The sequence below is a fragment of the Nodosilinea nodulosa PCC 7104 genome, from assembly GCF_000309385.1.
In the GTDB taxonomy this organism is placed as follows: Bacteria; Cyanobacteriota; Cyanobacteriia; order Phormidesmidales; family Phormidesmidaceae; genus Nodosilinea; species Nodosilinea nodulosa.
Genome location: NZ_JH976537.1, coordinates 5,057,834 through 5,072,209, shown reverse-complemented (window position 1 = coordinate 5,072,209; position 14,376 = coordinate 5,057,834). Strand labels below are relative to the sequence as shown.

At 57.1% G+C, this 14,376-nt stretch carries 14 protein-coding genes, 2 pseudogenes and 1 riboswitch; of the genes and pseudogenes, 12 read left to right on the top strand and 4 right to left on the bottom strand.

Going from position 1 to position 14,376, the window contains the following annotated elements:
* The first annotated feature begins 72 nt into the window (after positions 1-72).
* The 3 genes from miaA (at position 73) to LEPTO7104_RS38600 (ending at position 2,234) form a co-directional block, all read left to right on the top strand.
* A complete protein-coding gene (miaA, locus tag LEPTO7104_RS0123500) occupies positions 73-1,044 on the top strand; it encodes a tRNA (adenosine(37)-N6)-dimethylallyltransferase MiaA (protein ID WP_083887121.1) in 972 nt (323 codons plus the stop codon).
* A gap of 64 nt (positions 1,045-1,108) precedes the next feature.
* Positions 1,109-1,774 (top strand): GIY-YIG nuclease family protein, encoded by a 666-nt coding sequence (locus tag LEPTO7104_RS0123495; protein WP_051158625.1) that lies wholly within the window; start codon positions 1,109-1,111, stop codon positions 1,772-1,774.
* 192 nt (positions 1,775-1,966) lie between these two features.
* Positions 1,967-2,024: riboswitch (Glutamine riboswitch) on the top strand.
* 36 nt (positions 2,025-2,060) lie between these two features.
* Positions 2,061-2,234 carry a DUF4278 domain-containing protein gene (locus LEPTO7104_RS38600; protein ID WP_083887120.1) on the top strand — a complete coding sequence of 58 codons (174 nt, stop codon included), beginning with the start codon at positions 2,061-2,063 and terminating at the stop codon, positions 2,232-2,234.
* Between the two features lie 59 nt (positions 2,235-2,293).
* On the opposite strand, the gene LEPTO7104_RS0123490 is transcribed toward LEPTO7104_RS38600, so the two are convergent.
* Positions 2,294-3,838 (bottom strand): phytoene desaturase family protein, encoded by a 1,545-nt coding sequence (locus LEPTO7104_RS0123490; protein ID WP_017301038.1) that lies wholly within the window; start codon positions 3,836-3,838, stop codon positions 2,294-2,296.
* 113 nt (positions 3,839-3,951) lie between these two features.
* Between LEPTO7104_RS0123490 and LEPTO7104_RS0123485 the strand changes: the two genes are divergently transcribed.
* From LEPTO7104_RS0123485 to LEPTO7104_RS43740, 4 genes and pseudogenes are all read left to right on the top strand, one after another.
* The gene (locus LEPTO7104_RS0123485) at positions 3,952-5,598 is read left to right on the top strand and encodes an alpha-amylase family glycosyl hydrolase (protein ID WP_017301037.1); all 1,647 of its coding nucleotides are present in this window, start codon (positions 3,952-3,954) and stop codon (positions 5,596-5,598) included.
* A gap of 576 nt (positions 5,599-6,174) precedes the next feature.
* Positions 6,175-6,576: pseudogene (locus tag LEPTO7104_RS0123480) on the top strand (NADH-quinone oxidoreductase subunit D-related protein); the annotation flags it as partial.
* 124 nt (positions 6,577-6,700) lie between these two features.
* Positions 6,701-7,261: a DUF2231 domain-containing protein gene (locus LEPTO7104_RS0123475; RefSeq protein WP_026073012.1), complete on the top strand. Its 561-nt coding sequence runs from the start codon at positions 6,701-6,703 to the stop codon at positions 7,259-7,261.
* A 67-nt stretch (positions 7,262-7,328) separates the two neighbouring features.
* Positions 7,329-8,276: pseudogene (locus LEPTO7104_RS43740) on the top strand (SDR family oxidoreductase).
* 57 nt (positions 8,277-8,333) lie between these two features.
* Here LEPTO7104_RS43740 and LEPTO7104_RS0123465 read toward each other — a convergent pair.
* From LEPTO7104_RS0123465 to LEPTO7104_RS0123455, 3 genes are all read right to left on the bottom strand, one after another.
* Complete coding sequence (locus LEPTO7104_RS0123465; RefSeq protein ID WP_017301033.1) at positions 8,334-8,843, bottom strand: hypothetical protein; 510 nt, start codon at positions 8,841-8,843, stop codon at positions 8,334-8,336.
* Positions 8,844-8,959: 116 nt separating this feature from the next.
* The gene (locus LEPTO7104_RS35035; RefSeq protein ID WP_017301032.1) at positions 8,960-10,210 is read right to left on the bottom strand and encodes an amidohydrolase family protein; all 1,251 of its coding nucleotides are present in this window, start codon (positions 10,208-10,210) and stop codon (positions 8,960-8,962) included.
* Between the two features lie 87 nt (positions 10,211-10,297).
* A complete protein-coding gene (locus LEPTO7104_RS0123455; RefSeq protein ID WP_017301031.1) occupies positions 10,298-10,843 on the bottom strand; it encodes a hypothetical protein in 546 nt (181 codons plus the stop codon).
* 776 nt (positions 10,844-11,619) lie between these two features.
* On the opposite strand from LEPTO7104_RS0123455, the gene LEPTO7104_RS0123450 reads away from it, so the two are divergent.
* The 5 genes from LEPTO7104_RS0123450 to LEPTO7104_RS0123430 are packed head-to-tail and all read left to right on the top strand — an operon-like array spanning position 11,620 to position 14,372.
* The gene (locus LEPTO7104_RS0123450; RefSeq protein ID WP_017301030.1) at positions 11,620-11,955 is read left to right on the top strand and encodes a cation:proton antiporter subunit C; all 336 of its coding nucleotides are present in this window, start codon (positions 11,620-11,622) and stop codon (positions 11,953-11,955) included.
* Positions 11,952-13,439 (top strand): cation:proton antiporter, encoded by a 1,488-nt coding sequence (locus tag LEPTO7104_RS0123445; RefSeq protein WP_017301029.1) that lies wholly within the window; start codon positions 11,952-11,954, stop codon positions 13,437-13,439. Before LEPTO7104_RS0123450 ends, LEPTO7104_RS0123445 begins: the two co-directional genes overlap by 4 nt.
* Positions 13,436-13,825, top strand: a complete 390-nt coding sequence (locus LEPTO7104_RS0123440; protein WP_017301028.1) for a Na+/H+ antiporter subunit E — start codon at positions 13,436-13,438, stop codon at positions 13,823-13,825. Before LEPTO7104_RS0123445 ends, LEPTO7104_RS0123440 begins: the two co-directional genes overlap by 4 nt.
* The gene (locus LEPTO7104_RS0123435; protein WP_017301027.1) at positions 13,822-14,082 is read left to right on the top strand and encodes a hypothetical protein; all 261 of its coding nucleotides are present in this window, start codon (positions 13,822-13,824) and stop codon (positions 14,080-14,082) included. The genes LEPTO7104_RS0123440 and LEPTO7104_RS0123435 overlap by 4 nt, the downstream gene beginning before the upstream one ends.
* Positions 14,082-14,372, top strand: coding sequence for a monovalent cation/H(+) antiporter subunit G (locus LEPTO7104_RS0123430; protein ID WP_017301026.1), 291 nt, complete (start codon positions 14,082-14,084; stop codon positions 14,370-14,372). The genes LEPTO7104_RS0123435 and LEPTO7104_RS0123430 overlap by 1 nt, the downstream gene beginning before the upstream one ends.
* Positions 14,373-14,376: the final 4 nt, after the last annotated feature.

The window sequence follows — 14,376 nt, the reverse complement described above, 5'->3', positions numbered from 1 at the left end:
ACGCTAGAAGATTATAGCACAAAGCAGCCACAGCGGGTTCTAAGGCAGCTTCAGACGAAGAATGGACCAGGGATGCAATCACCAAAATTTTCTCAACTAGAATTATCGCCTCGGGGGGGCAGTATAGATAGTTCAATTGTACCGTTTTTACTGGTGATTGGCGGTGCTACCGCTACGGGCAAGTCATCCCTGGCGATCGCCCTCGCTCAGAGACTGGGCGGGGTCATTCTCAGCGCCGATTCCCGACAAGTATATCGAGAGTTTGATATTGGCACCGCAAAACCTTCGGCGTTTGAGCAGACTCAGGTGCCCCACTATTTAATAGACATTTGCGATCCGACGGAAACCCTCACCCTGGCCCAGTACCAGCGGCAGGCGCAGGGATTAATTCGAGCGCTGCACGGTCAGGGAGAGCAGCTACCGCTGCTGGTGGGGGGCACCGGACTCTATATAGATGCGGTGGTAAAAGGGCTGCAAATTCCGCCAGTGGCACCCCAGCCTGCCCTGCGCCAGCAGTTGAGCGATCTCGGCCAGCCCCACTGCTACGCCCTGCTTCAGGCCCTCGATCCCGCCGCTGCCGAGCGTATTCATCCCCACGACCCGGTTCGCACCGTGCGCGCCCTGGAGGTCTACTATGTCACCGGGCAGCCTCTGTCGGCGCTCCAGGGGGCATCGCCGCCGCCCTATCCGGTGCTGTACCTGGGCCTCGACTGCGATGCCCTGGCCCTGGAGCGCCGCATTGCCCGACGCACCGAGGCTATGGTCGAAGCCGGGTTTGTGGCTGAAGTAGCCTATCTGGCCCAAAAGTACGGCCCCGCCCTGCCCCTCCTTCAGACCCTGGGCTACGCCGAAATGCTGCGCCACGTGCAGGGGGATATTTCCCTGGCGGCGGCCCAGGCCGACATAGTGCAGCACACGCGCCAGTTTGCCAAACGCCAGCGCACCTGGTTTCGCAATCGGGCGGCGGTGCAGTGGTTTGATGCCGACGCCGGGGATTTAGTAGATCGGGTGGGAGCAGCGGTTAAAGATCGGCTCTGGCCTTGACCCATCCACGGTGCCATGGCGCGATCGCACGGTTTCGGAGCATAATGAAGGCCTTGACGTCAACATGGCTAAACCTTTGACCTCTGAAAAAACAGACGCGATCGAGCATCAGAACGTCCCTGCCGAACATCGCAGTCTTCACGACTTTCTGTACAGCGCCGCCGATGAGCATGCCGCCGACACTGCGGCCCCCGTTCCGGCGGACATTGGCCCCACTCCCCTCCCCGTTGCCGACTGGTGCGAGCAAACCCAGGGGACGAAGGTGACGGGGGTCTATACCGTGCTCGATCGCGATCGCCAGCCGCAGTTCATTGGCATCTCCCGCAACGTATCGCTGTCTCTGCGCAGCCATCTCGTCCAGAAAGGAGAAGCGGTGTGCGCCCTGGTAACGGTGCAACCCTTCCAGTTCCCTAAGCGAGAGACCATGGCGGCCCTGCGGGACGAATGGATTGCCGCCCTGCCCAGCCCCCCACCCGGCAATGTAGATGGCACCTGGGCCGGCACCATACGGGAAGCCGCCACTCAGGTCATGTCTGCCGCCGAACGGGAAGCCTACGAAGAGAAAAAGCTGAAGCTGCGTCGCGCCATGGCCGATGGCACCCTGTCTAAGGAGCTGGATCTGGCCCAGGCCACCAGCGCCACCCAGCCCGAAGCAAACCTGGCCGCCGCCATGACCGATGACAACTGGAGTGCGCTGGTGCGCGACCAGACCCAGGAAACCCAGGCTTGAGCGGCTGACGCTGTTCGGTCTCTGGCGCCCACGGGCGCTCTCTGAATGTCTCCAAAGCCCTGGGCATAGGGCTTTGGAGACTTGTTTTTGGGTGTCCCCGGCCAGTTTCCCAGGCCGGGAAAATCAGCAATCCCTGACACAGTTGCCTTGACAGCAAGAGGGGGAACGGTAACAATGAATACAGAAAGACAAAACGTTCATCTCTCTACAAAGAGACGGAAGTAGGGGAAACACCCTGAAGGAACGCGCCTCTGTACCCTTCAAGACAACAAAGCGAGGCGAGATTATGTCACTCAAGTACCGTGGAATCAATTACGAAGTAGCTACTTCTGATCTGCATGTTTCAGAAGAAGTGATCGGGCGCTATAGAGGTGCTGTGGTTACCCGCCACCTGGCCACTGGCGATCGCACCGAGACCCACACCGACGGTCTCAAGTATCGCGGTGCCGTCGTTCGTTAGTCAAGCCTGATTGTTCGAGCATAGCTGAAAGAACCTTGATGGGGTGGGTGCGATCGCGCCTACCCCATTATTTCTTTGAGCATTTGACGATGCCTGCCCACCGAGGTCAGGGTATTGGCCGTAATCAGTCCGCAGGCGGCTACCGCTGGCAGGCCAATGCCCGGAAATATAGACCCACCCACGCAGAATAGCCCTTTTAATGGCGTCTTTGGCCCTGGGAACAGGCCGTCCTGGGCCGAAATTGCGGGGCCGTAGCTGCCCCGATGACAGCGCAAAAAGCGCTCGTGGGTGAGGGGCGTGCCCACCAGCTCAACCTCAACCCGCTGGCGCACATCGGGGATAATGCGCTCTAGGGCCTGCCAGAGCGGTTGTGCCCGCTCTTTTTTTAAGCTTGCGTAGGCGTCGCTGCGGCGATCGAGGCTTTGCCACAGGGCGTAGGGTTCCGTAGCCGGGGTGTAAACATGAACGGTGTGCTTGCCCGGCGGCGCTAGCGACGGGTCGAGCACGGTGGGAATCGACATCACGATCAGGTTTTGGGGCGCCTCAATGCCCGCCGCCCAATCCTCGACGGTGATGTAGTGGCAGGCCAGATCGGCAGGCAGACCTGCACCATCGATGCCCAGGTGCAGGTGCAGAAAGCTGGGGCACGCGGGGGTGGCCTGGCGTTTCGCTACAAATGCCTTCGGCAGAGCGCCCTCGGGCACCAGCCGGAGGGTATCCCAGATGGAGGCGTTGGCAATAACGGTGCTGGCTTTGAGGGTTTCGCCAGAGCGGAGGGTGACACCAGCAGCGCGTCCCCCTGCCACCAAAATCTGCTCGACATGGGCGCCCAGCCGCAGGGTGCCGCCAAATTTTTCCAGGCCGCGCTCCAGGGCGTTGACCAGGGCGGCACTGCCCCCCATCGGGTAGTCGAGGCTGACGCCGGGACGGTACCACTCGGCAAACATAAAGGCCATTTCGGCGGTGCTGGTGCCCTCGGCGGGCAGGCCCGACAGCAAAAAGCACAGCAGGTTCATCCAGTGGCGAATAAAGGGGTCGCGGATGGTGCGATCGAGTACGGCGCTGAAGGGCTGACTGGATTGAGTTAAGGCGGGAGCATTGCGCAGCAGATTCCAGGCGTAGGGGGCGACGGTTTGCAAGGCGCCCAGGTCGAGCCGCAGGGCGGCGGGGGGCAGGGCCGTAGCGGCTTTTCCCAACGGCACCATCGCCTTGTGCAGATGACGCCACTCCCGCACAGCGGCATCGCCCCGCAGGGTTTGGAGCACCTGGGCAAACTGGTCGTTGCCTACGGTGGTGTCAAAATCGCCCTCGGGAAGGCGCACGCCCCAGGTGTCGTAGTTGGCCCAGGCGACGCTGTCACCCTCACCCACCGCATCGAGCACGTGGCGCAGGGGGTTGGTGGAACCCCGGTAGGACATGCCCGAGTAGAGCGATGGCCCTGAGTCAAAGGTGTAGCCGCCGCGCTCAAAGCCGTGGGCGGCCCCGCCCGCAATGGTATGACTTTCGCAGACGGTGACGCGGTAGCCGTAGCGGGCCAGCAGCGCCCCACAGCACAGGCCGCCAATGCCGCTGCCAATAACGATGATGCTGGGAGATGCTTTCATGTAACCCCAGGGGCAGCTCCTTTTACGGTTGAATTACCTTGTTTCTTCCTAAAGATAGGTGAAAATAATCAATTTTGACACCATAGTTCTGGAGGTGAAAAAGGGTATGGGCCATGACCCGTTCGGTCGAGTTCAGATTGTTTGCGCCTTACAACGAAGGTGCCATCTTGTTTGGCTCCTTCTCCAATTGGCAAGACATTACCATGAAAAAGGGGAAGGACGGCTATTTTCGCACCTCCGTAGATCTGGAGGACGGGCGCTACGAGTATAAGTTTCGGGTGCAGTCTAAAAGCTTTTTTCTAGAGCCCGACGAGTGGGTTGAGGTAATCGATCCTAGAGCCAACCACGTCGATGAGATTCATCAAAACACTATTATTTTTATTAAAGATGGCGAACCCATTGTTGATGATTATGTGTGGAATCACGACGACAAAGATTTACCCCAAAATGATGAACTTGTTATTTACGAAATTTTGGTAAGCGACTTCTCTGGGGGCGAAGACGATCCCTACCCCCGGGGTAAACTTGAGCACATCACCGAAAAGCTAGACTATCTCTGTGAATTAGGCATCAACGCCATTGAGCTAATGCCCATTCAAGAATTTCCGGGCGAGCAGGGATGGGGCTACAACACTCACCATTATTTTGCGGTCGAGTCTGCCTATGGCAGTTCTAAAGACATGAAGTATCTCGTCGATGAGTGCCATGCCCGAGGCATTCGCGTCATTTTAGACATCATCCTAAATCACTCTGGTTCTGAAGCTCCGCTCACTAAAATCGACTACACCTACTGGTATCGCCGCGAACCTAAAGATGCCGAGTACAATTGGGGCCCAGAGTTTGACTACGACCACTACGACGAGCACCTCGATCTCTGTCCAGCTCAAGAATTTGTCAAAGACGTAGTTCGCTTTTGGATTTCAGAGTACCACATCGACGGCTATCGATTTGACGCGGTGAGCCAAATGGGCCACTTTGACTTTCTCAAAGAACTGGCCAGCCAAAATTCCCAAGATGCTCATCTCAAACCCTTCTATAATATTGGCGAACTTATTCCAGAGTCTCCCGATGCAACTAATTTAGATGGCCCTCTCGATGCCTGCTGGCGCGATGGTTTTTTGCACAATCTCGTGCCTATGCTGTGGGGAGAAGGCATCAATACAGACAGCATCAAAGAACTAGTTGATGCTAAGCGATCGGGCTACTTAGGCGCGGTTAACGCTATTACTTACCTCAGCAACCACGACCACGATCATTTAATGGTGCAGTTAGGCAACCACGAAATATTCGATGATGCGGCCTTCAAGCGAGCGAAGCTGGGCGCAGTTCTAGTTATGACATCGATGGGTGTGCCCTTAATCTGGATGGGGGAAGAGTATGGGGCCTACAAGCCCAAGTCTCTAGACCCAAATAAAATTGACTGGACTCTGCTAGCAAACGATCGCAATCGCGACCTGTTTGAACACTACAAAGGCCTGATTGACCTGCGAAAGCAAAGCCACGCCCTGCGTACCGAAAATGTCGAGTTTTTCTTTGAAGATTCGGAGTCGAACGTGCTGGCTTTCGTTCGCTGGAACGACGAGGGCTCTAGAGTTGTCGTTGTCGTTAACTTTTCGGACCAGTACATCGCCGACTATAAAATTACTAATTTCCCCCACGATGGCACATGGCATGAATGGGGGAATGACTATGACGTTGAGGTTGATGGCGGGGTTTTGACCACCGACCTCCCCGAATACGAAGCCAAGGTGCTGGTTTAGCTTGTACTGCCCAAGCAACGGTGCAGGCGGGTATTTTGAAGCGGCTCGGTACTGCGGATATCGGTGGGCCAACTCAAGACGGCGCGATCGCATCAAAGAGCAGTTTGGCCACCAGCCACAGCAATGCCATGCCTTAAAAATTAGCTGCGCCCGATCAGAATCGCCTCGATTTGAGTGTCAGTAGATTAGGCACAAAATGATCGAATCTATATATGCCTCAGGGAAGACGAGGTTAGCTTTTGCAGCGCTTAGACTCTTATACACCTAGTAGTTTTGTTTTTGGCTAAATCAGCTTAGCTTGACCTTGTTAGGCCCGTAAAACGGGCGCCGTAGAACGCTATCTATGGTCAGTTTTGACTATAAGTTACGTAAATAAAATTATAGGGTCGGCTTGAGTTAAGAGCCTCCACGACAGCCCCAAGAGCAGGATGTTTTGTGCCAAAAGCTAGTGCAAGAGATAGGGCAATGGTCTCTAACAGTAACCCGAATCAGCTCACTTACCTACAGGATCATGAGCGGGTGGCTTTCCCCAGCGATCGCCCCCAGGTCACCCAAGAGCTTTCCAAAAACGTATTTGTGCGCATTCGCGAGATGCGGCAGTCGGCCAAAATTGTGCTGCAGGCCCTGGGCGGCCTTTTTGGCGGCCCCTTAGAAAACCTGGAGGCCAAGCGGATGGCGGAAGGGCCCAAGTCGAAGTGGAATGGCGCTGACTACCAATTCATCGGCAAAAAAATAGCGCCTACCTTCAAAATCCCTGAGGGAGACCACTACGCCCGAGTCAAAATCGGCAGAGGCGAAATGGGCATTTTTCTAATTGGCAATGGCAATGAGTTTCCGTGGCGATGGAAAATTCGAGCCCCAGATTTTGTCAATCTACAGATTTTGCCGTTTTTGCTCAGGGGGGTCAAAGTTGCCGATATTACCGTAGTTTTGGGCAGCGCTGACATCATCATGGGCTCAGTCGATCGCCAGGTCTAAGCCCAAATTTTAGGGTTGCCTGACGCAGGTAGAATTTCATCCCTAAGCCCGAGTACCCGGAAGCGCAAAGACCTCACAATATAAACCATTCAGTACTGAAGTATAGCTGTACCTAAGAGGCATTATGGAAACACGAGAAGCCCAACAAGGCCATCAGGATATGAATGTTCCTTATCCAAACATTCCGCCCATTATTGACAGTCGGCCCACAGAGTATCACGGCACTGGTATTACTAGCTCTGTCGCTATTTTGGGCCATCCAATTCATCCCATCATAGTCATTTTTCCGATCGCTTTTCTCAGCGGTGTGGCGGGTACCGACCTGGGCTACTGGATAACAAAGAGCGCATTCTGGTCGCAGGCTTCAGTGTGGCTGTTGGGCGTGGGTTTGCTATCGGGGGTAGCCGCTGCCGTGATTGGTATGTTTGACTTTATCCGCATTCCTAGGGCGCGCAGCCGTCGGGCCGGATGGGCGCATATGGTGCTCAACGTAGCGGTGCTCGTGTTGACGATCGGAAATTTTGCTATTCGCTTGGCCAGCCCAGAATTTAGTATTTTGCCAACCGGACTAGTTTTGTCCTGGGTAGTGGCAACGCTGCTGCTGGCCAGCGGCTGGTACGGGGGTGAACTTATGTTTCGCCACAAGGTTGGCATTGTGGGGTCGGGCGAAACCCACGCTCCCTAACATCATCCCCAACATCGGCTCAACATTAAACAGTCCATCCAAAACTGGAGAAGATTAAAGGCTTTCCATGCAGCTCAAGCCACTCAATCAGCAGGTCGTCGTTGTTGTGGGGGCCTCTAGCGGCATCGGTCGCAGTACCGCGCTCGAATTGGCCAAACGTAATGCAAAAGTTGCCGTGGCGGCGCGCAACCAGGATGAGCTAACCTCACTCGTAAAAGAGATTCAGCAGCTGGGGGGGCGAGGCGATCGCCGTTACCGCCGACGTCGCTAAGTTTGAGCAGGTCAATGCGATCGCAAAGGCCGCCAATGCCACCTTTGGCCGGATTGACACCTGGGTTCACTGTGCCGCCCGCCGCTGGCATGGTCGCCCCCTTCGAAACCATGACCATTAAAGAGTTTCGACGGGTGAGGGATGTTACCCTCATGGGCCAGGTCCATGGGGCAAAAGTGGTACTGCCGTATCTCAAACAAACGGGTCAAGGATCGCTAATTGCCGTTTCCTCCATGGAAAGGAGACGGGCTCTGCCGCTGCAAAGCGCTTACTCAACCGCTAAGCACTGGCTGGAGGGCTTTCTTGAATCCCTGCGGGTGGAGCTAGAGCATGAGGGGCAAGCCATCAACGTCATTAGCATCAAGCCCGCCGTGATCAACACCCCCTTCTACAACCACGCCCGGACCAAAATTGGCGTCAAACCCACCGGCATTCCCCCTACTACGACCCTCGCCTGGTCTCCGATGCTATTCTCTATGCCGCTGAGCACCCAATTCGAGACTTTATCGTGGGCGATGTAGGCCGACTGCTGGACTGGAGCCAGCGGTTATCCCCAGGGTTGATCGGCTTTGCGCTGGCCCACATTGCCTTTCGCGGCCAGCGCACCGATGATCTCAAAACTGCCCAGGCTCCCGATGCTCTGTTTGAACCCATGTCGGGCTACGAGTGCATTAACGGCACTTCAACCACCTCACGGTGCCCAGCCTGTCTGACTGGCTAGTGAAGCTGGTTTTAGGTCGCTGAACCGCTGGTTAGGCCGCTAGTTTGGCTATCTGCGCTGACGAACTGGACGAGACCAGGTCACCCCTTGCCCGCATAACCCTGGATATTCTCGGGACGAAACTGGCGCAGAATTGGGGTAGCCTGGCGCACGACCGCCTCGGAGCCGCGCACTACCACCAAAAACTTGCCGTCGTTGAGCCGATTGCGGTAGGAGAGGGCATCGCCGCCGCCGACGGCAAAACCGACCCCGCCGCCAATGAAAAACGCCCCCATGGCTCCCGATGCAGCCCCGAGCAGCCCGCCGATCAGCTGATTTCCCAGCCGTCCCGCAAAGGCAAAGGTGTCTAGCCCGGTGATGATGTTGAACACAAACCCGGCCACGAAGCCAAAGGGCACCAGCCAGAGCATCATCAGGCGAATTTGTTTCCAGGCCTGGTTGGCGGGGTCGATGAGGCCGTACTCATCGGCGCTCTTGAAGCCTTTACCCAAAATATCAATGTCCTCTGAGGGCAGGCTGGCCTGCTCCAGGGCGCTGTAGGCCTCTTCGGCTTTGATGCGGTTGTCTAAAACGGCGACCAGATAGTTCATACAGAAGGCGATGGGGGCACAACGAAAGATGGGGATAAACCCACTTGTTATTATGCCTTGCTGGCGTTCGCCCCTTTGGCGGGTCTTTGACCATCGCCGTTCAGGCCTGCCTCTAACTATTGAACTACTGCATTCCGGGGCGCAAACAGCTGTTGGTCCAGCCGACTTTGAGCCACCACTCGACCAGCTTTGATCACCGTGCGCCCCTGGGGGGCAGCCCCTACCGCCTCTGAGACCGAGGTGGCGCTCAGCAGCACCAGGTCGGCGCGATCGCCCACATTCAGCCCCACATCGGCAATGCCGATCGCTCGGGCTGCCTGGGTGGTGGCCATGGCCAAACAGAGCCGGTGGCTGGCGGTGGTGCCCATCTGCAGCACCTGGGCCAGCAGGGTGCAGATTTTCAGCACATCGCCGTCGCCAAAGGGGGTAAACAAATTGAGAATGTTGTTGGTGGCCACCCCCACGTTGACCCCCTGTGCCGCGAGGCGATGGATGGGGGCGACCCCCCGGCGCTGGCTGTGGGTCTCCCGGCGGGCCATCATGTACAGGTCCGAGGCGGGCAGGGCCAGAACTGAAATTTGGCTTTCCCGCAGGGCGGTGGCCAGGTCTGCCAGCTCCTCTGGGGGCAGCCAGGCCAGCTTGGTCATGTGGCCCAGGCACACCCGGCCATGCCAGCCCCGACGCTGGGTTTCGTCAATCACAAAGGGCAGCAGCAGCGGCTCGTCATCATCTAAAAAGTCGAGGTGAAAATCGACATCGCAGTCAAACTCCTGGGCGATGTCGAAGATGTGCCGCACGTTGGCTTTGGGGTCGGTATCGACATAGGGGGCCGAACCGATTACATCGCCCCCCATGGCCATGGCCTGACGTAACAGCGGCAGGGTTTCGGGCTGTTGGGTAATGCCCTCCTGGGCAAACACCGCCAGCTGTAGAGTAATGCCCCAGGCGTATTCCTGGCGCAGGGGCAGCAGGGCTTCCATGGCCCGCAGTCCGGCGGTGGGGTCAACCTCCACATGGCTGCGCAGGTTGGTGATACCAAAGCCGATCGCGGTTTCGAGCACCTGGCGAGCGCGGGCTTGAATATCATCGACGGTGAAGCCCTGCTTGAGTCGGAGAGTTTCGGCCATGGCTTCGGCAAAGGTGCCCGCCTGGGCTGGTTGGCGATCGAGCAGCAGCGCCTTGTCGAGGTGAATGTGCCCGTCTACCAGGCCAGGAATGAGCAGCTGGCCCTGGGCATCGAGACGTTCACCGTCTGGGGGAAGAGGGGAGGAGGCGATCGCCGCAATTTTTCCCTGACTCAGGGCTACATTCCATCGCCCGTCGCGATCGGGCAGGCGGACGTCGAGAAGTTGCAAATCGTGGGGCATAGGGAGAACCGTCGAGGGCCGAGCTTTTCAGCAGAATAACCCAAGATCGAAGCTGGAGCCTGCCAATTCGAACCTTCTCCGACGCCCCTAGGTCTGGCCCCCAGGGCACACCGTAGACCACTGGTCTAAGTTGGCCCGCGCCTGAATGAAGCCCGTGAGTTCGCCCCGGTAGGCGATCAGGCGAGCGCGGGCGGCGGAATCGGGGGGCACCAGCACCACCAGGCGATCGACCGAGGCGGCGGCACAGGCCCAGTCGCTGGCGGCCACGGCTCTGGCCAAAGTTTCCTGGCGCTGGGCAATTTCGGCCTGTTTGGCGGCCTCGGCATGCTCCTGAGCCAGGTAGGTTTCCATGTTGCGAATGGCGGCGGTGGCGTAGCGATCGCCCGGTCTAAAGGCCAGCGCCCGGCGAAAGTTGATCAGCGCCGTGTTGTAGTCTTTGCGCTCGGCAGCCGAATAGCCCGCCAGCATAGCATAGCGGTAGGACTGCGATCGCGATTGCTTCAGGTAAATTTCGCTAGCATTGCCCGTTTCAGGGGTTTTGGCCAGGGCTGGGCCCAGCCCACCACCCGCCGCCAGGGCCGCGCCTAGCAGCAGACCCACCATCACGTTGCCGACCCGTTCTATCGCCGTCATTCCTTTCGCTGCCCCGCACTACACGACCGTTTAGGGTAGCGAATTTTTGGCGCTACAGCACCGATTTGGGCCAGAGCTAAATCTCAGGGGCGCAATCCATAGCGCTGTCGGTCAGCGATCGCGCCGTGCGGTTGGCAGGCCCTAGTAGACTGCGGCACAAGTGTGACGACTGTTGTCAATCGCGAAGGAGCAGGGGGGCAGGGGAGCCAAGTGAGCTGGAATAGTCGGTATATTTCAGCCTTCAAGTACTAGCTCCAGGTGGCCAACCCCTGGCTGACAGCCGCGATCGACCTAAAAATGCGATCGCGTGATATCGCCCACCACACAGGATCGAGTTTTCTAAAACTCACGCTAGGGCTTTTGAGCAGGGTAGAATATGCGGCCAACCCCAGCGTCCAGCAGCCCGATTTCGTTTCGCTGGAGCCACCCTTTACAATAGAATCAATGTTGCGAATGTTGCGAGTTTATGACTGACTCCGATACAGCAACGTCAACCGAAAAACCGCCTCTTTGCGAAGGTGCCATTTAGATGTTCAGGGCGGCAAAGGCCCGACGGAGCAGCACTTCTGGCCGATAAACTGTCAAAAGCTAGCGTCTTTTACTCATAGATATTATTCATGGAAATCATTCATAAAAAATATAGAGAGAATGTCTGATAGAAATCATAGATAAAGACCAATTGATCATCGGATTAACTCTCTGCTTTACGCCTGGCCCGCTGGCCTTTTCGATTGACCTGGCGTTTGCCCCTAAACGTTCTTATTCTCTCTAGATCCATGCTCTACGCCTGTGTTTACGCCACCATTCTTTTAGGTTTCTTTGGCATTTTGCTAAAGGAAAATTTGGTGATGAAAATCATCGCAATGGACGTGATGAGCACCGGGGTGATCGCCCTGTTTGTGCTGGTGGCGGCTAAGGGTGGGGTGTATACGCCTATCCTGGCCCCCAGAACGGCGGGAAACTACGCTGACCCGGTGCCTCAGGCGGTGATCTTGACGGCGATCGTGATTGGCTTTTCGATTCAGGCGCTGATGCTGGTGGCGGTGATGAAGCTGGCCCGCGATAACCCCACGCTAGAAACCCGCGCCATCGAGCAGGAGTATCGGCCATGATGCTGTGGACCATGCTCTGGATCGCGCTGCCGTTTTTGGTGGGGTTTAGCATTTACCTGCTGCCCCAGAGCGATCGCCCCTGGGGGCGGGTCTTAGACCACCGCATGTTTGCGCTGGTCGTCACCCTGGTGTCGATGGCCTACGCTATGGTGCTGTTTGGCCAGCCCGCTCCCCTGAGCTGGCACCTGCTCGACAATTTTGGCGTCACGCTGGTAGCCGACAGCCTCAGCGCCTTTTTTATCCTCACCAATGCTCTGGTGACGGCGGCCGTCATTCTCTACTGCTGGCACAGCGGCAAAACCACCTTTTTCTACACCCAGGCGATCGTTCTCCACGGCAGCGTCAATGCGGCCTTTATCTGTGCCGATTTGATCAGCCTCTACGTGGCGCTAGAGGTGATCGGTATTGCCACATTTTTGCTGATTGCCTACCCGCGCAGCGATGGTCAAGGACCGGCCTCTAGAGGCCATCGCAGTCTGTGGGTAGCTCTGCGCTACCTATTTGTCAGCAATACCGCCATGCTGTTCTACCTGATGGGGGCCGCGCTGGTGTATCAAACCCGCCAGTCCTTTGCGTTTGAGGCCCTGGAGGGGGCTCCCATCGAGGCCCTGGCGCTGCTCCTGCTGGGCCTGCTGACCAAGGGCGGCATTTTTATCTCGGGGCTATGGCTGCCCCTCACCCACTCAGAGTCAGAAACCCCGGTTTCGGCCCTGATGTCGGGGGTGGTGGTAAAAGCGGGGGTGTTTCCGCTGGTGCGTCTGGCCCTCATGCTGGAGGACATCGACCCGATTGTGCGTGTTTTTGGGGCCGGTACCGCCCTGCTGGGGGTAGCCTACGCCATGTTCGAAAAAGACACCAAGCGCATGCTGGCCTTTCACACGGTATCGCAGATGGGGTTTGTGCTGGCGGCCCCCGAGGTGGGCGGCTTTTATGCCCTCACCCACGGCCTGGTCAAAGCGGCCCTGTTTTTGAGCGCAGGCGCGTTGCCCAGCCGCAGTTTTAAGACTCTCCACGAGCAACCCATTCCCACCCCAATCTGGATTGCCCTGGTAATTGCCAGCTTTTCGATTTCTGGCTTTCCCCTGCTGTCGGGCTTTGGGGCCAAGGTGCTAACCATGAAAAACCTGCTGCCCTGGCAGGTCATTGCCATGAATGTAGCCGCCCTGGGCACCGCCATTTCCTTTGCTAAATTTATTTTTTTGCCCCACGCTCCTGCGACAACCCAGGCGACCAAGCCCGGCTTTTGGCCTGCGGTGCTGCTGCTGCTGGCGGGGCTGGTGGTGGCCAATGTGGCCTACTACGACGCCTACAGCCTGGCCAATATCGTCAAGCCATTGGCTATTATTGCCCTGGGCTGGCTGGTTTACCGACTCATTATTCAGCGGCTGGTCGTGAAGCTGCCCCAGGTTTTAGAGGAGTTTGAACATTTGATTGGGGTGATGAGCGTAATGCTGATGGTTTTGTTTGGCATGGTGCTGGCATGACGGGATACTTAAACATAATTTTGCGGTTGACCATCTGGTTTTTGCTGACCGCCGATCTGAGCTGGGCCAACATTTTGATTGGGGTAGGCGTGGCCCTCCTGCTGCCCCGGGGGGCAACTAACCCGGGGCGGCTCAAAGATTGGCTACGCACTCTGTGGGAAGTCGTGGTGGCGATTCCCCAAGCCTATAAAGAAGCGTTTGAAATTATGATCTGGCCTCACAATCACGAAATTGTTACCGTTGATCGAGCTAAACCCCGCCGTACCCCCAGCCTGATTTTTCTGGATATTTTTCTGATTACGTTTACCCCCAAAACCATTGTGCAGCGCTACCGAGAGCAGGGCTGGTACGAGGTGCATGGAATTCAGCGGAGAGAATCACCATGACTCTGGTGTTAATTGCAATGATTGGAGCGCTGCTAATTCCGATGATTGAAGCGCTTCAGGATGAGGATATTTGGCAGCGCATGCTGGCCTTTGCCAGTATCGCCACTAAAACCTCCGTGATGATTTTGGTCATTGCTGTTTTGCAGGATGACTGGATGATCGGCGTAGTCGGCGTGCTAATTCTCAGCGTGGGCAATGCGGCGCTAATGCTGCTGGCCCACATTGTCAAGCGGGTTAACGATGTAATGGAGGGGTGATGATTAATATCCTTAGCTATATCTGCATTGGGCTGGGCCTGGTGTTTTGGTACTGGGGCACCTGGCCCCTGCTGGGCCGGCGATCGGTGCTCTACAAACTCCACGGGCTGTCGGTGGCCGACACCCTGGGTTCGATGGCGATCGTGGTGGGGCTGCTGCTGCGCATTCCCCAGGAGTGGCCGCTGCTGGTGCTGGCTTTAATTTCGCTGGCGGTGTGGAATACGGTGCTGGGCTACGTGCTGGCCTACTGCGTTGCGGGTGAAGACCGGCAGGTGGGCCATGGCGGATAGCCCG